Source organism: Cupriavidus sp. GW821-FHT07C08, assembly GCF_059419025.1.
Genome location: NZ_JBWKQZ010000021.1, coordinates 37,221 through 59,118, shown reverse-complemented (window position 1 = coordinate 59,118; position 21,898 = coordinate 37,221). Strand labels below are relative to the sequence as shown.

General features: G+C 62.3%; 18 protein-coding genes and 1 pseudogene. 10 read left to right on the top strand and 9 right to left on the bottom strand.

What is annotated here, in order from left to right; translation table 11 throughout:
- The first annotated feature begins 87 nt into the window (after window positions 1-87).
- From AC07UK_RS24250 to AC07UK_RS24235, 4 genes are all read left to right on the top strand, one after another.
- On the top strand, window positions 88-1,281 hold the full coding sequence (locus AC07UK_RS24250) for an MFS transporter (RefSeq protein WP_114134114.1): 1,194 nt from the start codon (window positions 88-90) through the stop codon (window positions 1,279-1,281).
- Window positions 1,282-1,432: 151 nt separating this feature from the next.
- A complete protein-coding gene (locus AC07UK_RS24245) occupies window positions 1,433-2,578 on the top strand; it encodes an efflux RND transporter periplasmic adaptor subunit (RefSeq protein ID WP_494693891.1) in 1,146 nt (381 codons plus the stop codon).
- A 4-nt stretch (window positions 2,579-2,582) separates the two neighbouring features.
- Window positions 2,583-5,747, top strand: a complete 3,165-nt coding sequence (locus AC07UK_RS24240; RefSeq protein WP_494686370.1) for an efflux RND transporter permease subunit — start codon at window positions 2,583-2,585, stop codon at window positions 5,745-5,747.
- Complete coding sequence (locus tag AC07UK_RS24235; RefSeq protein WP_436224171.1) at window positions 5,734-7,149, top strand: efflux transporter outer membrane subunit; 1,416 nt, start codon at window positions 5,734-5,736, stop codon at window positions 7,147-7,149. Before AC07UK_RS24240 ends, AC07UK_RS24235 begins: the two co-directional genes overlap by 14 nt.
- 154 nt (window positions 7,150-7,303) lie before the next feature.
- Here the strand turns inward: AC07UK_RS24235 and AC07UK_RS24230 are convergent, their stop codons facing one another.
- The 3 genes from AC07UK_RS24230 to AC07UK_RS24220 form a co-directional block, all read right to left on the bottom strand.
- Window positions 7,304-7,903: a TMEM175 family protein gene (locus tag AC07UK_RS24230; protein WP_494686371.1), complete on the bottom strand. Its 600-nt coding sequence runs from the start codon at window positions 7,901-7,903 to the stop codon at window positions 7,304-7,306.
- Window positions 7,904-7,915: 12 nt separating this feature from the next.
- On the bottom strand, window positions 7,916-8,644 hold the full coding sequence (locus tag AC07UK_RS24225; RefSeq protein WP_436224167.1) for a YoaK family protein: 729 nt from the start codon (window positions 8,642-8,644) through the stop codon (window positions 7,916-7,918).
- A 218-nt stretch (window positions 8,645-8,862) separates the two neighbouring features.
- Entirely contained in the window at window positions 8,863-9,561 is a 699-nt protein-coding gene (locus tag AC07UK_RS24220) for a hydrolase (RefSeq protein ID WP_494686372.1), read from the bottom strand.
- A 558-nt stretch (window positions 9,562-10,119) separates the two neighbouring features.
- On the opposite strand from AC07UK_RS24220, the gene AC07UK_RS24215 reads away from it, so the two are divergent.
- Window positions 10,120-11,388: a patatin-like phospholipase family protein gene (locus AC07UK_RS24215; RefSeq protein WP_494686373.1), complete on the top strand. Its 1,269-nt coding sequence runs from the start codon at window positions 10,120-10,122 to the stop codon at window positions 11,386-11,388.
- A 102-nt stretch (window positions 11,389-11,490) separates the two neighbouring features.
- Here AC07UK_RS24215 and AC07UK_RS24210 read toward each other — a convergent pair whose 3' ends face one another.
- The 5 genes from AC07UK_RS24210 to AC07UK_RS24190 form a co-directional block, all read right to left on the bottom strand.
- Window positions 11,491-12,414, bottom strand: a complete 924-nt coding sequence (locus tag AC07UK_RS24210; RefSeq protein WP_436224164.1) for an SMP-30/gluconolactonase/LRE family protein — start codon at window positions 12,412-12,414, stop codon at window positions 11,491-11,493.
- A gap of 12 nt (window positions 12,415-12,426) precedes the next feature.
- Window positions 12,427-13,392, bottom strand: a complete 966-nt coding sequence (locus tag AC07UK_RS24205; protein ID WP_436224163.1) for a Bug family tripartite tricarboxylate transporter substrate binding protein — start codon at window positions 13,390-13,392, stop codon at window positions 12,427-12,429.
- 92 nt (window positions 13,393-13,484) lie between these two features.
- The gene (locus AC07UK_RS24200) at window positions 13,485-14,420 is read right to left on the bottom strand and encodes an NAD(P)-dependent oxidoreductase (RefSeq protein WP_436224162.1); all 936 of its coding nucleotides are present in this window, start codon (window positions 14,418-14,420) and stop codon (window positions 13,485-13,487) included.
- A complete protein-coding gene (locus AC07UK_RS24195; protein WP_436224161.1) occupies window positions 14,417-15,100 on the bottom strand; it encodes an RraA family protein in 684 nt (227 codons plus the stop codon). The genes AC07UK_RS24200 and AC07UK_RS24195 overlap by 4 nt, the downstream gene beginning before the upstream one ends.
- A gap of 43 nt (window positions 15,101-15,143) precedes the next feature.
- Complete coding sequence (locus AC07UK_RS24190) at window positions 15,144-16,124, bottom strand: Bug family tripartite tricarboxylate transporter substrate binding protein (RefSeq protein ID WP_436224160.1); 981 nt, start codon at window positions 16,122-16,124, stop codon at window positions 15,144-15,146.
- Between the two features lie 97 nt (window positions 16,125-16,221).
- Here AC07UK_RS24190 and AC07UK_RS24185 point away from each other — a divergent pair, with 97 nt between their 5' ends.
- From AC07UK_RS24185 to AC07UK_RS24170, 4 genes are all read left to right on the top strand, one after another.
- On the top strand, window positions 16,222-16,992 hold the full coding sequence (locus AC07UK_RS24185) for an IclR family transcriptional regulator (RefSeq protein ID WP_013952100.1): 771 nt from the start codon (window positions 16,222-16,224) through the stop codon (window positions 16,990-16,992).
- A gap of 427 nt (window positions 16,993-17,419) precedes the next feature.
- Window positions 17,420-18,232 (top strand): class I SAM-dependent methyltransferase, encoded by an 813-nt coding sequence (locus AC07UK_RS24180; protein WP_436224159.1) that lies wholly within the window; start codon window positions 17,420-17,422, stop codon window positions 18,230-18,232.
- A 217-nt stretch (window positions 18,233-18,449) separates the two neighbouring features.
- Window positions 18,450-18,761 (top strand): hypothetical protein, encoded by a 312-nt coding sequence (locus AC07UK_RS24175; protein WP_435385269.1) that lies wholly within the window; start codon window positions 18,450-18,452, stop codon window positions 18,759-18,761.
- A 1,091-nt stretch (window positions 18,762-19,852) separates the two neighbouring features.
- Complete coding sequence (locus tag AC07UK_RS24170) at window positions 19,853-20,665, top strand: MlaA family lipoprotein (RefSeq protein WP_494686374.1); 813 nt, start codon at window positions 19,853-19,855, stop codon at window positions 20,663-20,665.
- Between the two features lie 720 nt (window positions 20,666-21,385).
- Here AC07UK_RS24170 and AC07UK_RS24165 read toward each other — a convergent pair.
- Window positions 21,386-21,631 (bottom strand): annotated as a pseudogene (locus tag AC07UK_RS24165) (LysR family transcriptional regulator); the annotation flags it as partial.
- Between AC07UK_RS24165 and AC07UK_RS24160 the strand changes: the two are divergent.
- Entirely contained in the window at window positions 21,630-21,881 is a 252-nt protein-coding gene (locus tag AC07UK_RS24160) for a LysR family transcriptional regulator (protein ID WP_436224153.1), read from the top strand. The pseudogene AC07UK_RS24165 and the gene AC07UK_RS24160 sit on opposite strands and share 2 nt — an antisense overlap.
- The last annotated feature ends 17 nt before the right edge of the window (window positions 21,882-21,898 follow it).

Sequence of the window (21,898 nt, the reverse complement as noted above, 5' to 3'; positions counted from 1 at the left end):
ATCGTAAGTTTCATCAAGAAACTTACGCGGGCTGTGGTCCTGCAATTCACTCAATAGGCGGCCGGGTGTGCCGCGAAGGACTCTCACATGGATAGACGTCTTATCGTCCTCGCCAGCGGCATGTTCGCGATTGGCACGGACAGCTTCGTTGTTGCCGGCGTTCTGTCGCAGGTCTCGGCCTCGCTCGGCGTATCCGTGGCGCTGGCCGGGCAGATGGTCACGCTGTATGCAATGAGCTATGCGCTGCTGTCGCCCGTGATCGCCGCGGCGGCAGCCCACTGGCCGCGCAAGCGGTTGCTGCTCGCCGGGCTCGCCGTGTTCGTGGTGGGCAATGTGGTGACCGCCCTGGCGCCGAACATCGAATTGGTGCTGGCCAGCCGGCTGATCGCGGGCCTCGGCGCGGCGATGTTCAGTCCGACCGCGACGGCCACAGGGGCGTCGTTGGTGCCGCCAGAGCAGCGTGGACGGGCGCTTGCCATCGTGATCGGTGGGCTGTCCAGCGCGACGGCTTTAGGCGCGCCGCTGGGCACCTTCATCGGCGGTGCGCTGGACTGGCGGGCGACGATGTGGTTCGTGGCCGCCGTCGGCACGTTGGCCGGGCTGGGCGTGGCCTGGCGCCTGCCGGAGATCCCGACGCCGCCGGCCATCAGCCTGTCGCGCCGGCTCGCACCGCTGGCGGACACTCGCGTGCTGCTGACGCTGCTGACCACCTGGATGGTCTATGCGGGCCTCTTCCTCGTCTACACCTACATCGCCCTGAGCTTCGACCGCGCCACTGGTGGCGACTCGCGCGTGCTGGCGGCCTTATTGCTGCTGTGGGGCGTGGCGGCGACCGCCGGCAATCTCGCCGCCGGCCGCCTGACCGATCGCTACGGCAGCCGCCGCATCATCAACGTTGCCATCGCCGCCTTGGTCATCGACTTCGCGCTGTTGCCCCTGACGTCGGCATCTCTGGTGAGCGCCGTTCCCGCACTCATTGTCTGGGGCGTGTGCGGCTGGGGTGTGCTGGTCCCGCAGCAGCACCGGCTCATCAGTATCACGCCGGCTGCCGCGCCGCTGTTGTTGGGGCTGAATTCGGCGGCAATCTACATCGGCGTATCGATGTCAGGCGTCATCGGCGGCGCGGCTATCGCCTGGTTCGACCGTCATGCCCTCGGCCTCGTGGGTGCGGTCTTTCTGGTAGTGGCGCTGTTTGTCGCCGAATGGGCGCGACAGCGGATCGCCCGGCCGGAAGTGCGACCGACCGGCGTGGTCGGCGCCACGTCCGGTTCGGCGCGCTGAAGCTGAGGAGCGAACCCCGACAGGCGCGCGGCGCGTGAGTGGATCGAATCACGGATGAATCAATCGATGGATTGGGCAGCAGAGCATGGCAGACAGACAGAAAAGCCGGGCCGCTAGGCGGCGGTGGCTATTGGCGGGTGGGGTACTGGTCGTGACGACTGGCACGCTGGTCGCAACGATGGCATTGAAGGACACGCGTGCGGCAACAGCCCCGGCGGCGTCCGCGCCCGAGGTCTTCGTGAAGACACTGGCGCCCGAGAACGTGCGCGTCTGGGCCAACTTCTCCGGCCGCCTCAATGCGGTGGACGAAGCGCTGGTCCGGCCCGAAGTGGGCGGCAAAATCGTGGAAGTCCGCGTGCGCGACGGGCAAACGGTGAAGGCGGGCGATGTGATGTTCGTCATCGACCCGCGTCCCTACGAGGCCGCCGTGGCCCGTGCCCGCGCCGAACTGGCGTCGACCCGAGCGCGTGCCGAATTCGCAGCCGCCGAGCGTGAGCGTGCCAAGGGCCTGATCGACGCCGAGGCGATCCCGCTGAGCCTGCACGACCAGCGCACCAACGAAGACCGCATGGCCAAGGCGGCCGTCCTGGCGGCCGAAGCCGCGTTGCGCCAGGCCGAGATCAATCTCGACTATGCCTACGTCAAGGCGCCAATTGCCGGCCGCATCAGCCGGGCGGAAGTCACCCTCGGCAACCTGGTCCAGCCCGGCGCGAATGCGCCCGTGCTGACCCGCATCGTGTCGAATGACGGCATCTATGCCGACTTCGACGTCGACGAACAGGCCTACGTCCAGTCTATCCGCCGCCATGCCGAGACCCAGAACAAGGAGCAGCACATCCCGGTGGAAATGCGCGTGCAGGGCGACACGGAGCGCATCTACCAGGGCGTGATCTACACGTTCGATAACAAGATCGACACCCGCAGTGGCACGATCCGCGCGCGGGCGAAGTTCGAGAACCGCGACCGGGCGCTCGTCCCGGGCATGTTCGTCTCGATCGGGCTGGCCGGCAGTGGCGACACGTCGGCCCTGGTGGTGCCGGACGTGGCCGTCGGCAGCGACCAGAGCAAGAAGTTCGTGTACGTGGTTGGCCAGGACAACAAGGTGGCCTATCGGGAAGTCGCGCTCGGCGCGGGGCTCGACGGCAGGCATGTGGTCGCGAGCGGCCTCAAGCGAGGCGAGCGCGTGATCGCGCGCGGGCTGCAGTTCGTGAAGCCCGATGCGACGGTTGCGCCGAAGGAACTGGCTGAAGACGAAGTGAAGACCGCCGCCACGACGGCACCACGCGGGGCGGAGTAGTCGCATGAATTTGTCTAAGTTCTTTGTCGACCGGCCCAACTTCGCTGCGGTCATCTCAATCCTTATCTTCCTTGCCGGTGTGCTGGCCATTCCGAAGCTGCCGATTTCCGAATATCCGGAAGTCGTGCCGCCGTCGGTGGTCGTGCGCGCGCAGTTCCCCGGCGCCAATCCCAAGGTCATCGCCGAAACCGTGGCCACGCCGCTGGAGGAGCAGATCAACGGCGTCGAGAACATGCTGTACATGTCCTCGCAGGCGGCCAGCGACGGCGTGCTGACGCTGACGGTCACGTTCAAGCTTGGCACGGACCCCGACCTCGCCACGCAACTGGTGCAGAACCGCGTCAACGAAGCGCTCCCGCGTCTGCCCGAGGTGACCCGGCAGCTCGGCGTCAGCACGGTCAAGAGTTCGCCGGACCTGACGATGGTCGTCCACCTCATCTCGCCGTCGGACCGCTATGACAATCTTTACCTGCGCAACTACGCGCTGCTGAACGTCAAGGACGAACTGTCCAAGATTCCCGGCATCGGCCAGATCAAGCTGTACGGTTCGGGCAACTATGCGATGCGCGTCTGGCTCAATCCGCAGAAGATCGCCGAGCGCAACATGAACCCCGACGAGGTAGTGGCCGCGATCCGCAAGCAGAACATCCAGGTGGCGGCTGGCGTAGTGGGCGGGCCGCCGTACAAGGACAACGTCGAGATCCAGTTGCCCGTGAACGTGCAGGGCCGCCTGGCCGACGTGGACCAGTTCGAGAACATCATCGTCAAGCGCGAGGGGGGCGTGGTCACTTACCTCAGGGACGTAGCGCGCGTGGAGATGGGCGCGAGCGAGTACGCCCTGCGCGCGCTCCTCGACAACCAGCAGGCGCTGGCGCTGGTGATCTTCCAGACCCCGGGCGCGAACGCTATCGACATCTCGAACAACGTCCGCGCCAAGATGGCCGAACTGAACAAGCACTTCCCCGATGGCCTGGAGTACCGCATTGCCTATGACCCGACGACGTTCGTGCGCGATTCGATCAAGGCGGTTATCCATACGCTGCTCGAAGCCATCGTGCTGGTGGTGCTGGTGGTGATCGTCTTCCTGCAGACCTGGCGCGCGGCCATCATTCCGCTGCTCGCTGTGCCCGTATCTGTGGTCGGCACATTCGCGGTGATGCTCGGCTTTGGCTTCTCGATCAATGCGTTGTCGCTGTTCGGGCTGGTGCTGGCGATTGGCATCGTCGTGGATGACGCGATTGTAGTGGTCGAGAACGTCGAGCGGAACATTGCCACCGGCCTGCGGCCACGCGAGGCCACCATCAAGGCGATGCAAGAGGTGACGGGGCCGATCATCGCCATCGCGCTCGTGCTTTGCGCAGTCTTCGTGCCCATTGCGTTTATCAGCGGCCTCACCGGGCAGTTCTATCGCCAGTTCGCGCTGACCATCGCAATCTCGACCGTGATCTCGGCGTTCAATTCGCTGACGCTATCGCCGGCGCTGTCCGCCTTGCTGCTGCGTTCACACGACGCGCCCAAGGACAGGCTGACGCGACTGATGGATCGGTGGCTCGGTGGCTTCTTCAGCCGCTTCAACCGCGTATTCAGCAGAGGTGGGGAGTCCTACGGCGGCGGCGTGAAGCGGGCGTTGCAGCACAAGCGCGGGTCCATGGTGCTCTACGCGGCGCTGCTGGCGGCCACGGTGCTCGGCTTCGTCAGGGTGCCGGCCGGCTTCGTGCCGATCCAGGACAAGGGCTACCTGGTCAACCTGGTTCGGTTGCCCGAGGGGGCGACGCTGGATCGCACGGAGTCCGTGGTACGGCAGATGGTAGATGTGGCGTTAAAAGCGCCGGGCGTACGTACCGCCGTACAGTTGCCGGGACTCTCAATTAACGGGTTCATCAACAGCCCGTCTTCCGCCGTGGTCTTCGTCGGCGAACAGTCGTTCGAGGAACTGCACAAGCAGGGGACGTCGGGGCCGGCGATGGCGGCCAGCCTGCAGAAGCAGTTCGCGTCGATCCGCGACGCCTTCATCGCCGTGTTCCCGCCGCCGCCCGTGCAAGGGCTCGGCAACACGGGGGGCTTCAAGCTGGAGATCGAGGACCGTGGCGACGCCGGCTACCTGGCGCTGAGCAAGGTAGTGAACACGGTGCTGGAGAAGGCGCGCAAGGCGCCCGAGCTGGCGGGGGTGTACACCAACTACAACGTCTCCACGCCGCAACTGTATGCAGACGTGGACCGTACCCGGGCTGCGCAACTCGGTGTGGATGTGGATGACGTGTTCAAGACCATGCAGATCTACCTTGGCTCGCTCTATGTGAACGACTTCAACAAGTTCGGCCGCACATACCAGGTGATCGCGCAGGGCGACAAGGACTTCCGCTCGAAGCGGGATGACATCCTCGGACTGAAGGTGCGCAACGTCGAAGGCAAGATGGTGCCGCTGGGAGCCGTGGTGACGCTCAGCGACACCAGCGGCCCCGACAACGCCTCGCGCTACAACGCCTACCGCTCCGCCGACATCAATGGGCGTCCGGCACCCGGCTACTCCACCGGACAGGCGCAGGCGGCAATCACGCGCATCCTGAATGACACGCTGCCGGGCGACATGGCCTTTGAATGGACCGAGTTGGCCTACCAGCAGATCCTGGCCGGCAACACCGCGCTGATCGTGTTCCCCATCTGCATCCTGCTGGTGTTCCTTGTGCTGACCGCGCAGTACGAAAGCCCGTTCGTGCCGCTGGCCATCATCCTGATCGTCCCGATGTGCCTGTTCTCGGCCATCGCAGGGGTCTGGCTGACCGGCGAGGAGAACAACCTCTTCACGCAGATAGGGTTCTTCGTGCTGATAGGACTGGCCTGCAAGAACGCGATCCTGATATGCGAGTTTGCCCGAGAACTGGAAATGCAGGGCAAGGACACGCTTGCGGCAGCCATCGAGGCTGCGCACCTGCGCCTGCGGCCGATCCTGATGACGTCGATCGCCTTCATCATGGGGGTGCTGCCGCTGGTGCTGTCACATGGTGCCGGCGCCGAGATGCGCCACGCCATGGGAGTGGCCGTGTTCTTCGGCATGATCGGCGTCACGTTCTTTGGCCTGTTCCTGACGCCGGTCTTCTATGTCCTGATCCGGAACCTGGAAAAGCGCATCACGCGGAAGGAAAGGGTGCAGCAGCATGTTGAAGCTTGAGCGATTGGCTGCCTCGGTCCTTGCTGCCGCTGCGGCTGTCGTAGCCGGTTGCACGAGCCCGGTGGGGCCGCAAAGCTCCGGTGTCGACGTCGCGCCGCGCTGGCAGACGCTGGCGCCCGCGCAGGCGAACGCCGACCTGATTGTCAGCCACGACGATGCACAGGTCGACCAGCAATGGTGGTCGCATTTCCACGACGCCGCGCTGGAGTCGCTGATCCGTGAGGCAATTGCCGGCAACAAGTCGTTGGGAATTGCGCGGGCACGGGTAGAGGAGGCGCGGGCAGCGCGGCTGCAGGCGCAATCTGCGTTGGCCCCGGAGGTAAGCGCCGTGGCGAGCAGCGAGCGCGGAAATCGCGGGCTGCTGACCAACGACAAGTCGGTCACGGTGAACCAGGTGGCCCTATCGGCGGCATGGGAACTGGACCTGTTCGGCCGCAACCAGGCCCGCACGGCACAAGCGACGGCGATCCTCCAATCGACCGAAGCCAGCGAGCAGGCCGTGCGCGTGGCGCTGCTGGCGGAGGTGGCGCGCACCTACTTCGAGTTGCGCAACCTGGACCGGCAGATCGAACTGACGACCAGCAACCTGGAGACGCAGCGCAGGACGCTGAAGCTGGTGGAAGCCCAGCAGCGCGGCGCGCTGGTGAGCAACTTGGACGTGCAGCGCGCGGCCGCGCAGACTTCGACGACCGAGTCGCGCGTGCCGTCGCTCCGGGCAGCGCGGGACGCCGCGGCTAACCGGCTGTCCGCGCTACTCGGTCGGACGCCGGGCAACCTGAAGGAGGTGGCCGCAGCGCCGCAGCCGCCGCTCGACGGGCGTATCGTGGTTTCGGCCCCGGCCTCTGTGATCGCCACGCGGCCGGATGTGCGGGTGGCAGAGCGACGCTTCGCCGCTTCGATCTCCGCACGAAAGGCGGCGGTCGCAGAACTGTTCCCGAACATTTCGCTAACCGCGCTGTTCGGCGTGCAGAACGCGACGCCGTTCTCGTCGACCCCGTGGGGGATCGGCATCGGGCTGGTGCAGCCGGTGCTGAACTTCGGCCGCATCCGCTCGCAGATTGACGCTGCCGATGCGCGGCAGACGCAAGCCTTCCTGGCATACCAGCAGACCGTGCTCGATGCACTGGAGGATATGGAAAGCGCAATGTCGGCCTACCTGAACGAGCAGTCGAGAAACACCTCGCTCGCTGCGGGCGTGGTCCAGAATCGGCGCGCGGCGGAACTGGCGCGAGCGCAGTACCGTTTCGGTTATGTGGGCTTGCTGGACGTGCTGGTGGCCGAGCGTGATCTTCTCGACGCGGAGTCGCAGCGGGCCACGTCGGATGCGAGCCTGCGGACGAACCTCGTGCGAATTTTCGCTGCTGCGGGCGGTGGTTGGGAGGTTGAAGAAGATGCCCACTAAACTCATATGGTGTGCCTGGCGCTGCCGATAGTCTCCAGGTCAAGCTTTCGCGCCGAGCCTTCCGGGGAGAAGCCGACCTGAATGCTGGGATCGGCATGGGAAAGGGGTGAAATGCTCAGTAACGCAGCCAGGCTCAATCCTGATCCCCATACCGTCAGAGTTCATGGGCTTTGTCACCGAGCAGATATTTTTCAATGCGAGAATCGGGAAAAAACCATACACAAGCCATCAAGGTCAGTATGAAAAACGAAGCTACGCTGCTGAAAAAACTGGCCAGGATCGCTAATGCGTAGATAGGGATGGAGAGCTTCCCTTTAAGGTCGTTTCCGATGGCTTGCCCAAGTGCGGAACGGTCGCCGTCATACTTGATGATGAGTCTTGTGAGCAGTGAGTAAGAGATGGCGCACATGAACAGGACAAATGCATACATTGCCGTCGGTGTCTGCGCGAAGCCAGATTTTCCAGTCCAGGTGGTGGTGAATGGAATCATGCTTAGCCAAAACAGCAGGTGGAGGTTCGCCCACATAATTTTGCCGTTAATTCCACGAGCAACTTTAAACAGGTGATGATGGTTGTTCCAGTATATTCCGACGTAAACAAAACTTAGCACATAGCCGAAAAAATTGGAGGCATTATTAAGGATGTCTTTAAGCGAAAAGCCTTCTGGTACCTGTAGTTGAAACAACATGAGTGTCAAGCTTACGGAAATGACACCATCGCTGAATGATTCAAGCCTGTTTGTGCTGATGCCCATGATGTCATCCACTCATCTGAATTGGTTGCCGAATGCCATGCGCGCCATATATGCGACGGGAAGTATAAATGGAAGGACACTCCAGAATCCGATCGTCACATAGAGGGATGCACCCAGGAAAGCCCCGATCACAAAGCCGATCACAACACTTGCGCTTTTGAGAAGATCCAGGAAATTGGTGCGTGTCCTGGCACGCAGGTAATTCGACAGATCGATACCCAACTGGGTGGTGTTCCCGGTCATCATGGTGCTGGGACTGATGTACTTGATCAGGGTCTTGCTGGCAGTATTTCGGACGGCAAGCGCGACCAGGCCGAGGCCTCCAGTCAAAGCAAGGCCCGCGCCATCCGGATTATCGAACGGTTCGAGATACAGGCCGGCGACCATGAAACCCAGCAAGAAGGTCGCTTCAGCAACAAACAGCCAGCCTAAGGTCTGGTGGGTCGGTTGGGTCCGCTGGTTGCGGTCAATCAGCATCTTGCTGATGATGACCGTGACAATGAAGAGTGGGATGGCGCCAAGCTTAATCCATAAGCCGGCCCCACCTTTGACAAATGCCGCTCCCGCGAGCACGAGGTTTCCGGTGACGTGCGCGGTGAAGAAGCCCAGCAGCGCAATAAAGCCAATGGTGTCGATGGCGCCGCCCACAATAGTAAGAAGGATTGGCGCCTTGCATATTTCCCAGAGGCTGGGATTTTCGTTGGCTTCTGTATTGTCTGATGCGTTGACGTTTGCGCTCATGGCTGAGATCCATCCTGTAGCAGGGGCATGTCCGCGGGGGAAGGTTTCCCCCGCGGAGGGGGCTGATCATGCGATCAGCGCGTTGGCGACGATCGCTGCCGCCGCTACGCTGGACGTGCTGATGGCCAGCCAGCATCCCAGCAGGAGGGCGCCCTTGGCTACGCTTCGACCTGGAATCATCTTGTGCGCTCCGAAGGATGACTGGTGGCGGACATGCATCAGCGCTCGACGACCGGCGCGTGCACGGGAGCCAGCGATTCGTGCGTGGTTGCCGTGCGTTGCGCGGCCTTGTGGACCATCGTATAGGCATAGTCGACGCCCATGCCATAGGCGCCCGAGTGCTCCTTGGCCACGGCCATCACCTCGTCGTACGTTTCGCGGTTCTTCCAGTCGCGTTGCCATTCCAGCATGACCTGTTGCCAGGTCACGGGCACCACGCCTGCCTGGACCATGCGCTGCATGGCGTAGTCATGGGCGTCCTTGGTCGTGCCACCCGATGCGTCGGCCACCATATAGATCTCGTAGTCGCCCTCAAGCATTGCGCACAACGCGAAGGTAGTGTTGCAGACCTCGGTCCACAGGCCGGCCACGACGATTTTCTTGCGGCCGTTGGCGGCCAGCGCGTCGCGCACCTTCTGGTCGTCCCAGGAGTTCATCGAGGTGCGTTCGAGCGTTTGCTTGCCGGGGAACACGTCGAGCAGTTCGGGGTAGGTATAGCCGGAGAAAGAATCGCTTTCGACCGTGGTGATGGTGGTCGGCACATCGAAGGTCTTGGCTGCCTTGGCCAGGCCCACGACGTTGTTCTTCATGGTCTGGCGGTCCATCGACTGCACACCAAAAGCCATCTGGGGCTGGTGGTCGATGATGATCAGTTGGCTGTTGCGCGGGGTCAGGACTTCCAGCTTGGCGTTCGACATGGTGCTCTCTCCGATGAAATTTATTCAATGATTTTGAGTTCTGCTATGGCGGCGCTTTGTTCGCGCTGTTGCGTTGTCGTGCCGTCCATGTGACGAACTATAGCGAAGAAAAGTGCGGAAACAGCCGGGCAGGATTGTAAATATTATTCAAAAAATTTGATGATCTGGTGATATGTGAGACCCTGGCTCCGGTGAGCAGCTGCTAAGGCGCCATCTGCGGGTCGTGCGGCCCCCATGGAGATGCCGTAATATTCCGACGGACCCGGACACACCGGATCCTGGCGGCAACGAAACTCGACCTTCCCTTCCTGCGGGCCGCCACCACGCCGAGCACGTTCCTGACCTAATCCAATGTGGAAGTTTCGACATGACCATACCCTTCGCCGCAAGAGCAGCCTGCCTTGGCGAATGGGCGGGGCAGGGAGAGAGCGGCACGCCTGCGGCAGGGCCTACCGCGCTCTGATTCTGCTTCTACTTGCGGGACTCAGTGCCTGCGGGTCGCTTCACAATGCTCCGCGCAATCTGCCACAGGCCGCGGCTGGCAGCGCATCCGCGGCCATGCGCGAACCCACCGACGTCGGCGGCCAGACAACCGTCGCCATGTCGTTCTCTGGCGGTGGCACGCGAGCCGCAGCCTTCGCCTTCGGCGCTCTGCAGGGGCTCGACGCCATGAGAAGTCCTGGTGGCGCGTCCCTGCTCGACGACATCGCATTCATCAGCAGCGTGTCCGGAGGCTCCATCACCGCGGCGTACTACGGTCTGCACGGCAAGGCCAGCCTGGCGACATTTCGATCAGTGCTATTGAAGGACGGAGAGGCGGGACTTCGCTTCAGTCTGCTGAATCCGGTCAACCTTGCGCGCCTCTTCGCGGGGGGGCTCAACGATCGGGAAGATCTCCGGACCTGGCTCGACGAAGACGTGTTCAAGGGCGCGACGTACGCCGACATGTTCCGCCGCGGCAAGCCAATCGTCTGGATCAACGCCACGAACGTCTACTACCGGGTCGCGTTCCCGTTCAGCCAGCTGGCATTCGATGCGCTATGCAGTGATCTCGCCAGCTTTCCCGTTTCCGAGGCCGTCGCCGCATCCATGGCGGTCCCGCTCTTCTTCGCACCGATCGTCCTTCAAAAATATCCCGAGGCTTGTCGTGCACCGCTGCCGAACCTTGACCACGCCCAGAGGCCTGGGCAATCGCTGCTGCTTGGCGCGTTGGCAACCGCTGTTCGCGGTCACCGGGACACTTCAAAGGGAAAGTACATCAAGCTGGTCGACGGCGGCGTGACCGACAACTACGGCCTGGCCACCATTTTGCAAACGCGCCTGCTGCTGGGCACGGCTTACGGTCCCATGAGCGAGAACGACGCGATCAATTTGCGGCGGCTGCTTTTCATCGCTGTTGACGCCGGTCAGGGCCCGCGCGGCGATTGGAACCGAAGCCAGGGAGGCCCATCCGGAATCGAAGTCGCCAGCGCGGCCATCGACGCGGCAATGGCGACCAACGTTCGAATGAGCTATGACGCCTTCGTTCCCATGATGCGGCAGTGGCGCGACGACCTCGTGGCGTATCGGTGTGGGATGCCGCATTCCCGGCAACAGGAGATCGTTGCACGCCGCCCAGGCTGGCGGTGCGATGAAGTCGAATTCTTCGTCACGCGGATCTCGTTTGAGGCCCTCGGCTCGGAGCGTGCTGCAAGTCTGAACGATCTGCCGACCAGACTTCGTCTGCCCGAGAAGGACGTCGATAGCCTGATCGAAGCGGGAAGGGATGCCATCCTTGGCAACCCGGTGATCCGTAAGTTCGAGCGCGAATCGACCGAGGCGCGATAGTCCCGCGGCACGCGGCGTGGGTGAGGCCGCGTTCTTGCTGCTCGGCTGCGGCGCTCTGGCGGAGGCGTGTGACCGGCATGGCGAGAACGCGCGATACTCCGTTCATGCCAGCCGTCCTCCGTGCACCGGCGCACCGCCCACCGACATGTCGGCGCACAGGATCGTCCCGGTGGTCGACTCGGTCATGAGTAGCGTGGTGCCCTCGGTGCCGCCAAAGCACAGATTGGTCAGCGATGTGCCACCGGGGCTGCGGATCACCTCCACAGGCTCGGCGCGATGGTTGAGCACCCAGACATAACCAAGTCCAGGATTCGCCACCAGCAGATGGCCATCCGATCTCATTGCCAGGCCGTCGGGGCCGCTCGGGCCGTAAGAGGTAAAGAACTGCCCGACCTTGCTGACCGAACCGTCGGCCTGCAACGGTACGCGCCATACGCTGTTGCCGCGGGTAATCGCGACGAACAGCACCTTCTCGTCAGGCGAGAGGACGACACCGTTCGGGCTCGGTGCGTTGTCCAGCAGGACGTCCAGCTTGCCGTCGGGCGTCAGCCGATAGACGCGGCCAGTCGGATCGTGCAAGCCGGTCTGGCCCTGGTCGGTGAAGTAGAGATTGCCCTGCGAATCGAAGGTCAGGTCGTTGACGCCTCGGAAGCGTTCCGAATTCCTACGCTCAAGAAACGGGGTTACGGTTCCCGACTTTGCATCCAGACGCACCAGTCCGTTGCGATAGTCGGTGATCAGGAAATCACCGCTGGCCAGGCGCTTCATGCCATTCGGTTCACCGTCATACTCGGCAACAAGCTCCCAGTCGCCCTGCATCGAAACACGGAAAATGCGGCCGTAGGGAATATCCGTCACCCAGAGGTGGCCATCGGCCCATACCGGCCCCTCCAGGAATGAGTCGATCGTCGCCCCGCCGCGATTGGCATGCGCCCACGCGTTGTCGGGGTCGTGCCGACGGAACGACTCCGGAAGCCGGGTGAGGACCTGTGCATCGCGTACGGCCGGTTGCTGAAGTAGGAACATCGCCGCTCCTGGTTATTGCTTCTCAATATGCGCCTTTTGCGCAACCGTTGCCCATTGCGCGGTTTCGCGCTGGATCAGCTGCGCGAACGCGGGGCTGTCCAGGTTGCCCGGCTGCGACCCCATCTGCGCAAGGAATGCCTTCATGTCGGGCGCCTGGAGCGCCTTCTGAATTTCCGTTTGCAGGCGCGTAATGACATCGTTCGGCGTGCCCTTTGGCGCGGCAAGGCCTGACCAGTTGAACAGGCTGAAGTTGGGTACACCAGCTTCAGCGAACGTAGGGACGCCCGGGAACACATCCACCCTGGTCTTTCCACTGATGCCCAGCAGACGCATCTGATTACCCTTGACCGGCGCCAGCGCGGTCGGGGTCGATACAACCAGCAGATCCACGCTACCGGACAGCAGCCCGACCATGGCCTCACCAGCCCCCTTGTACGGCACATGCATCAGCTTGATACCTGCGGCCTGCTGGAACGCCTCGGCAGAAAAATGCGGCGAACTACCGGGGCCGCCGGTGCCAAACGTCACCTCTCCAGGATGCGCCTTGGCATAGGTGAGGAGGGATGCCAGGTCCTTGAAGCGCGAATCGGCCTTGACGCCAAGCACCACCGGCGAAAATGCGAACGGCGCGATAGGGACCAGAGCTGTCTGATGGTCCCAGTTCAGCTTCTTGAAGACATAGGGGAGGGTGGTGTAGGAGTTGTCGTTCGCCAGAAGCGTGTAGCCATCGGCGGGTGCGTTGACAACCTGGGACGTGCCGATCGTGCCGGACGCGCCCGGCTTGTTCTCCACGACGAAGCTCTGCCCCGTCTGCACGGTGAGCTTCTGTGCAACCTTGCGCGTCACGACGTCGACGGCCCCGCCGGGAGGGTTCGGCACGATGATGCGGACCGGTTTGTCCGGGTACGCCGCCACGGCGGACAGGCTGACAAGCAGCGTTGTTGCTGCCACCAGGCAGCCAATTGTTCGAGAAAACATCTTTGTCTCCTTGTGCTGCGGGAGAGACCTGACTGTCCGTCGGGTCTTCCCGCGACACTTCTGTTCTAGTTGATGATGCAGCCGTGCGTCGGTCAGGCCGGCGTAGCCACGCCTTGCAGCACCGCCAGGACGTTCTTCGCCGCCCCAACGCCCATGTTCACGTACGCGGCGTTGCTGACGCCGCCGATGTGCGGCGACAGAATCAGGTTGGGAATGTCGCGGAACGGATGCGGCACGGGCATCGGTTCCACGGCAAAGCTGTCCAGGCCAGCGGCATGCAGTTTGCCCCTCTGCAGGGCTTCGGCCAGTGCAGGCTCGTCGATGAGTCCGCCTCGCGCCGTATTGACGAGGATCGCGCCGTCCTTGAACGTCGCCAGGGTTTCACGGTTCAACATGCCACGGTTCTCTTCCGTCAACGGGCAGTGCAGCGACACCACGTCCGATTCCCTGAACAGCCGAGGCAGGTCGACAAGCGTTACGCCTTCCGGGACCGTCGTCGCATAGGGATCGAAAGCGGTGACATGCATGCCCATGGCCACACCAATCACGGCGGCGCGGCGGCCGATCTCCCCGAGCCCCACGATACCGAGCGTGCAACCGTTCAGCTCGACGGCCTTGTAAGTTGCCTTGTCCCAATGACCCTGGCGCATGCGATCGTTGAGATGTGGAACAGCTTTGGCGCACGCAAGGATCAGCGCCCACGCATGCTCAGCCACGGCGGCGGCATTGGCCCCGGCCGCGGCGGCCACCTTGATGCCGCGCGCCTGTGCGGCGGCTTTATCGATGGTGTCAGTTCCAGTGCCGTGTTTTGAAATCACTTTCAAGGCTGGTGCTGCGTCCATGACTTCAGCGCTTATGCTGCCGTAGCGCACGATAATGCCGACCGGGTTGTGCTTCCTTGCCAGTGCTGCAATATCGGCGGTCTGGGGCGTTTTCCCCGCGAATACGATCTCATGGTCACCCAGCAGCGCGAGGGCTTCCGGCGCGAGGTCGGCACCCGTGACGATAATGACTTGCTTGTTCGTCACAGTGCATCTCCCTGCTTCAGGACGCCCGCCGTCACCAGCGATGCCAGCAGCCAGGGCGCGGTGGTATTGCCTTCCCTGATCTGGGCAATGCGCTGGGCTTCCGCGTCCTCCTTCTTTGCCGCGGCATCGAGCAAGGCTTCGATCTTCTCGCGCTCCACCACGACCAGGCCATCGGCATCGCCGCAGATGTAGTCGCCAGGGTTCACCGTGACGCCGCCAACAGAAATGGGGTGTCCAATGCGCCCGCCAACTTCCTTGGTGGGGCCGTTAGGGTTCGTGCCCACCGAAAAGACCGGGAACTGCATTTCCTCCAGCTCAAGGCTGTCGCGCACCGCGCCGTCGATGACGACACCAGCAAGGCCGCGCTGGCGAGCGGCATGCATCATGATCGTTCCCATCAGCGCAGAGGTCTGGTCACCTTTGCCGTCGACGACCAGAACATCGCCCGGCTGCGCCAGCGCCAGCGCTGCGTGGATCATCAGATTGTCACCGGGGCGAACCTCGACAGTGAAGGCGGGCCCGGCGACTTTCATGGTCGGGCGCAAGGCCCGGATCCGGCCATGCAACGCACCGCGGCGTCCGCCGACATCGGAGAGGATCGCCGGTTGGAACTTGGCGGCCCGCGCCACGATCTCGGCGGGCACGCGCTCAAACGATTTGATGATGTTGGGCAAGGTCATGATGGACTCCAGGCAATATGAAATAGATGGGTAGATAAGGGCGTCAATCCAGCTTCGTGCCGGAGGCCTTGATGACCGATGCCCAGCGTCCGATGTCCTGCTTGATCAGCGTACTGAACGCCTCAGGCGTGCCAGTCAGCACCGATGCACCTTGCTCGTCCAGCTTGGTGGCAAGCGCCGGAGACTTGAGCGCCTTGTTGAACTCGGTATTCAGGCGCACCACGATGTCCTTCGGGGTCGCGGCAGGCGCAACGAAGCCGAACCAGGTCGCGGTATCGAAGCCGGGATAGCCCAGCTCGGCCACGGTCGGCACCTGAGGCAGGTCCTGCAAACGCTTCGGGGACGTCACCGCGAGCGGCCGCATCCGGTTGTTCTTGATATGTCCGAGCAACGTAGGCACGGATGCCATGTAGAGATCGACTTGTCCGCCCATCAGGTCGTTGACCGCCTGCGCTGCGCCCTTGTAAGGGACATGGGTGAACTTCACCTTCGCGGTCGTTTGAAGCAGCTCACCGCCAAGGTGCGCCACCGTTCCGTTGCCCGGCGAGGCGAAGTTGATGGCGCCGGGCTTTGCCTTGCCCGCCTGGATCACGTCCTTCAGCGTCTTGTAAGGCGAATTGACATGGGTCACCAGCACGAGCGGCGCGGATGCCACCATGCTGATGGGTGTCAGATCCTTCAGTGGGTCATATGGCAACCGTTCATACAGCGAGGGGTTGATGGCAAGGTTGCTGGTCTGCCCCATGACGATGGTGTAGCCATCGGCCGGCGCCTTGGCTGCCGCGTCCACCCCGAGGTTGCCACCGGACCCTGGCTTGTTCTCCACCACAAAGACCCAGCCGGTCGACTTGGCAACCGTATTGGTGACTTCTCGCGCGATGATGTCCGTGCCCCCGCCGGCGGGAAAAGGCACGATGACCCGGATGGGCTTGGTGGGGTACTGCGGCGCGGCCTGGGTCGTGGCGGACGCCAGAACCAGACCTGCGGCAAGCACGAATATGCAGCGACGGGAAATTGCCTTCATTACTGTCTCCGAATCTCGGTTTCGTTGTGATTCGGATTGTGGTCGACCGTTTCACGGCATACAATGCCGTTTCATACCGTGGACCTCGTTTCGTTCTATGAATGCGAATAGTGATCCAAAGGGCGCCTCAAGAGGCGACGATGGCGCGGGGGGCGTCATAGCGGTCACCCGCGCCCTGCGCGTACTCGAGGCGTTCGGGGTGAACGACCCCCAGCTCTCACTTGCCGAACTGAGCCGGCGGACCGGCATCCACAAGACCACCGTGCTGCGGCTGGCGCGCACGCTGGCGGCGGACAACTATCTGGTGCAGAAGGAAGACGGCAACTGGCGGCTCGGCCGCGCGGCAGGGTGGCTGGGCGCGTGCTACCAGGCAACCTTCAACGTTCAGGAAGTGGTGGAGCCGGTGCTGCGGGAGCTGACGATCAAGACCGGCGAAAGCGCTTCGTTCTACGTCCGGGAGGGACAACAGCGAACCTGCCTGGTCCGGGTCGAAGGACCGCAGGCCATCCGGCATCACGTCAGGATCGGGGCGGCACTGCCGCTGGACAGCGGTTCGCCAGGCCGCGTCATCCTGGCGTTCTCAGGTGAGCCGGGCGAGCTTTATGAAATGATCCGCCGCCGTGGATTTCATCTGTCGCTCGGCGAGCGGGAAGCCGAAGTCTCGAGCGTGTCTGCACCGGTGTTCGGATTGCACTGGCGGCTGCTTGGCTCCATGTGCATTTCGGGACCGACTTCCCGGCTAAGCGAAGAGCGTTTGCTGGAGCTGGCACAGACAGTCGTCGACGCGGCGAACAAGCTTTCGTATGCCATGGCGGGAAGCCAACGGCCTGCGATGCAAATTGAAAGGCCGTCGACCTGGCACCCTTGACATTGCAGATGTGGGGCATGGAGAGCCGAAAGAAATCGTAGATGACCTCTGTCAGTCGCGAGCCGGTCGTCGCTTTTCGACCCCGAACAGCCGTTCGCGCTTGCGGTGCCGCAACGACGGTTTCCATGGAGCAACGGCCATTCCGCAAATCGTGCTGCCTCGCGAGTCACTGGCAGAGGTTCGAAATGAAACCTGGCGCCGGCCCGTTGATCCGGTTCCGGAGGTCGTTTGCAAGCAATTACTAAGCAGGCTCGGGTTCGCTGCCCGCGGCAGTGTCCCATCCGAGGATGGTTTGCCGGGCAAATCTATATGGGGTCCCGGTGACCAGCAAATCTCGTCCATCTGGATGATTGCCAACCCTCCTCGCGACGCTATTCTTTCGGGAGTAAGCCAGCATCCACCCCGTCGTACCGAAAAGGAGCGCCCAATGAATGCCAATCAGGCCCTTTGGGAGAAGGGGGACTTTACCCGTATTGCGCGCAGCATGAGGGAGAGTGGAGAAGCGCTCGTTGGCGGGCTTGGCATCACCAAGGGGCTCAGGGTTCTCGATCTCGGGTGCGGGGACGGCACCACCGCCATACCAGCCGCGAGACTCGGGGCCGACGTCCTGGGCGTCGATATCGCCAGAAATCTGGTCGCTGCAGGCAACGCGCGCGTCGGGCAAATGGGCCTGACGAACTGTAAATTCCGGGAAGGCGATGCCTGCGATCTGCACGAGTTGGCAGATCACGCCTTTGATCTCGTCATTTCCATCTTTGGCGCCATGTTTGCGCCAAAGCCCGTGGACGTGGCCAGGGAGCTGGTGCGGGTGACGCGCCCGGGTGGCCGAATTGTCATGGGGAACTGGATCCCCAACGATCCGACACTGGTCGCGCAGCTCCTGAAGGTCAGTGCCTCGTATTCGCCGCCACCACCGGAGGGCTTTATCAGCCCGATGACCTGGGGTGTCGAGAGCAACGTCATCGAGCGGTTCGGTGAAGGCGGGATCGCGGCCGACAAGATTGCTTTCGCGAAGGATACGTATTTCTTTAACGCTCCGACGCCTCCGTCTGACTTCGTCTCTGATTTCATACGCTTCTATGGCCCGACGATGAATGCCTTTGAAGCCGCAGAAAAAAGAGGCCGGGCTGTGGATCTCAGGAAGGAGCTGGAAGAGCTGTTTGCGAACCACAACAAGAGTCCGGAACCGGATGCCACCTCCATTCCTGCCACCTTCCTGCGCGTGACTGTTACTCCCTGAGCATGCGTAAAGACCGATGCTCGTCGGGACTCAGGGCGCCGCCGGCAACCTTGTGGAGACGGCTATTGTGAATAGCGGGTAAAGGTCCGCAGTCTGCGCAAATTGCTGCTGCGTCACACGGCGGCACTCCTTTGCCTGCCGATCACTTTATTTTCAGCCCCCCGCGTTACGCTTTTGAGATGGCCCGAGGGGCACATTGGGTCTGGAGGAGACAGCCATGATCATCGCGCGCTGGAGCATTGACGCAAAATTCGGCCACAAGTCCGTCGTGGTGGATTCCTTGAAGAAGTGGTCTACCGACATTGGTAGCCAGATCGGGTGGACTCCCGACAACTCGCGCCTGCTAACCGGGTCGATTGGCATGCACGAGTCGACGGTTCAGAGCGAGGTTATGCTTAACGATCTCGCGGAACTCAGCGCCGCATGGGACAAACTCGCCACCATCGAACTGCACAAACAATGGAGCAAGGATCTCGAGCCGTATATCGTCTCGGGCAGCCCCAGGTGGGAGGTATTGCGGCTTCTTTGACTCCGGGATGGGAGACGCCCTTACCGAGGAACACACTTCGTGTGTGTCAGCCTCGCGCAGGCGGTCGTGCCGCTCGAATCGGCCCGCGTCAGGCTTACGGCCGGATTCTGGCTACCGCCGCTATGACGCTTGGCCGGGATTCGAGGATTTTCGGCAAATAGCGTTTAAGGCCGACGAAGCAACGTTCGTCTTCGCCAATCGAACGGCCGTTCACTGATCGAAGCCGACGTCTGAACGTCCGAGCGACGCGACGGGCGAATGGCGCTTCATGGCCGACAAGCGACCTACACCGGCCGGCCTGCGGTCGGCGCTTCCCGACTACGGATTGTTCCTGCCTTCGACCATCTCGAAGCGGATGTTCTGCCCTGGCCACCACCGAACTTGTGGATCCGAGCAACAAAGCTCCGAGATGGCACCTACGAGGCATTGATGGTGCAGTATGACGCCTTGGTCATGCGCATCATAGGGAACTGAAACAGCACGTTTAACGTCGTTCTTCGCTTGGGCGGGCGCTTTCTGTCGTGACGCGCCACTGAGTTAGTGAAGCCTGCCGCGAAGCCGACCGGACCACGGCACCGCCTTCGCACCCACAGATAGACAGGTTCCCAGCGCGATGCGGCGGCTCCTTAGCAGCCCGCCGCGACCATGCATCTCCGAATCTGTGCCTTGAGCGGAGCAGGCGGCTGCTCGGAGGGTATGGACATGTTGCTTCCGTGCATGGGCTCGATACCTAGAGCCGCGTGCCCGATAGACGGTAGTGGCGCCCCGTGATACCGGCTTAGGCCGACGATGTCGCGGCGATCCATTGCGCGACGGTATCGGCGGTACCTTCGTGTCCGCGGGAAGGAATGGTGTGACATACCTACACCAAAGTCTAATTGCGACTGCGCTGGGTACACCCTAAATTGGTTCGCAGGCCGACGTTCCCCTGTTTTGATGCCAGTTCGCTTCAGCTCTCGCTGCGAAACAGGCCTCTCCGAAATCATATGGAGAATCAAACGGCCACAAGCCGATACCGTCGACCACAAATATGTAGTGCGCCGAAAGGCGACGCACAAACGCGTTGCTCAGGCTGGAACATTGCTCGGCACATGGAAAAAAGCCTTCCCCTCGGAGATACCGTGGTCCTATATGTCTCTGGCGCGGCCTGTCTTGACTGCACGCGTCCGCGTTTTCACCGCGCTGTGTCGGCTCTGGTCTTTGCGCTTCTTGCCGCTGGCTGCGCAAGCGGTCCACAGGCGACACCATCCGATCCTATCGAGCCCGTAAACCGAGCGGTGTTTTCAGCCAACCAGACGATTGATCGGTACGTGGCGACGCCTGTTGCCAAAGGGTATCGGGAGGCTGTGCCAAGCCCAGTGCGAACCGCTGTCAAGAACTTCTTCTCGAATTTAGGCGAGGTTTCTAACCTGGTGAACAACCTCTTGCAGGGCAGGGGGGGCGCGGCGGCGGAGACCGGTATGCGGCTCGCGGTGAATTCGGTGCTGGGGATCGGTGGGCTGATCGATATCGCCACACCCGCTGGAATCTCTACGCATAACACCGACTTCGGTTTAACTCTCGGCGCCTGGGGTGTGCCATCCGGACCTTACCTCGTCCTGCCTGTGCTGGGCCCGAGTTCTGTCCGCGATGGCGCCGGCGTGGTCGTGAACGCGGCGCTATCACCTGCCACGTATCTTGATCCGGGGGCCAGCTTTGGCCTGTATGGGGTGAGTTTCGTCGATACGCGGACCAACTTGCTGCCGGCGACGGACCTGATCTCGCTTGCTGCGCTGGACAAATACAGCTTCATGCGCGACGGGTATCTGCAGCGCCGCCGCTACCTCGTCAATGAGGGCCAGGCCACGTCGGACGCTGTTGCCAGGGATGGCCATTCCAATGAGGACGCCACCAATCCCGGTTGAGTGGATCCCCGGCCAGTCTGTGCTTCTTGCTGGCCCTGGCAGTACCGTACCCCCCGACTGGCAAATCGATACCTTGTCCAGGCGCGGCAACTCAGCCTGGATGTTGGCCCCCCTTTCAAAGGCCGGCAGGTCAGGTCTCCGGCCGGAACCGTGCGCAACACCTGCTGCGCATGCCTTCCAGGGTCCAGGCCCCGGCAAGGGGCGAGAAGTCCCGACGACATATGCTTGACCGAGTGACCGTGCTGGCGAATCAGCAGCCATCAGCGAACGAGTAAATTCCTTGATCAGGATTGACGCCTCGCGATTTCGGGAAAAATAGGACGCGGCATGGCGATCTCGACCGCGGCGTACCCCAGCTCCTTCAGTTTGGCCTGATCGGGCCAATAACCAATGACATCACGCCCGTAAAAGTGGCCTTGCCGCTGGTGCGACGTGCTTCAGGCCGTTCCCGACCCGTTGCCGCCGCTCAGGCCTCCGTGACGGCAAAGTCCGCTTTCATAGCCTAGCCGCCGTTCAAGCGGGGACGCGTTAGTCGATGCGGCGGAACTCTGCTCTTACCCTGTTCGGCTGCCACATACTGGTGAACCAAGTGGTCCTCGTCCATGACGGTCTGGCATCGGGGCGTCGATCAGCAGCCCCATCTTCGTCCACGACTCGTCATTTCAGATTCACGCCTTGTCCGGGTACTTGGTGCGAAAGCGCATCAGCAGGCTGGGCAGGTGCGTGCTGGTAGAAATGGTGACCTTCGGCGGTCAGCGCCACGCCTTGGGGCAGGCACTCGAACAGGCGCACCGCCAGATGCTGCTCGAGTGTCAGCACCGCATTGAGGATGGCCGATTGCGACACATGCTCGGTGGTGGCCGCCTTCGAAAACTGCCTGGTCTCGGCGGCTGCGGCGAAGTAGCGGAACTGCAGCAGCGTAGTCTCGTCGGCGATCCTTTCCGGTGCCTCGCGAGACTTGGCCATGTCCGTCCCTCCGCTATTTGTTTTGTGGATATCAGGTTTTGGAATTTTTGATTTTACGATGGCGCGGGCGCTTCCTACACTCCTCCGGACAAAAGAAGCATGCGGAGACAGACATCGTGAATACCCCACTATCGCCAACCTGCGCGAGTTCCTGGCCGCGGCCAGCCTGGACGACAAGGACACCCTCAAAAGAGGCCGCGTCTACATGAGCGGCACCCAGCCGCTGGTGCGACCGCCACTGCCGCAATAGGCCAGAGGCGCGCTGAG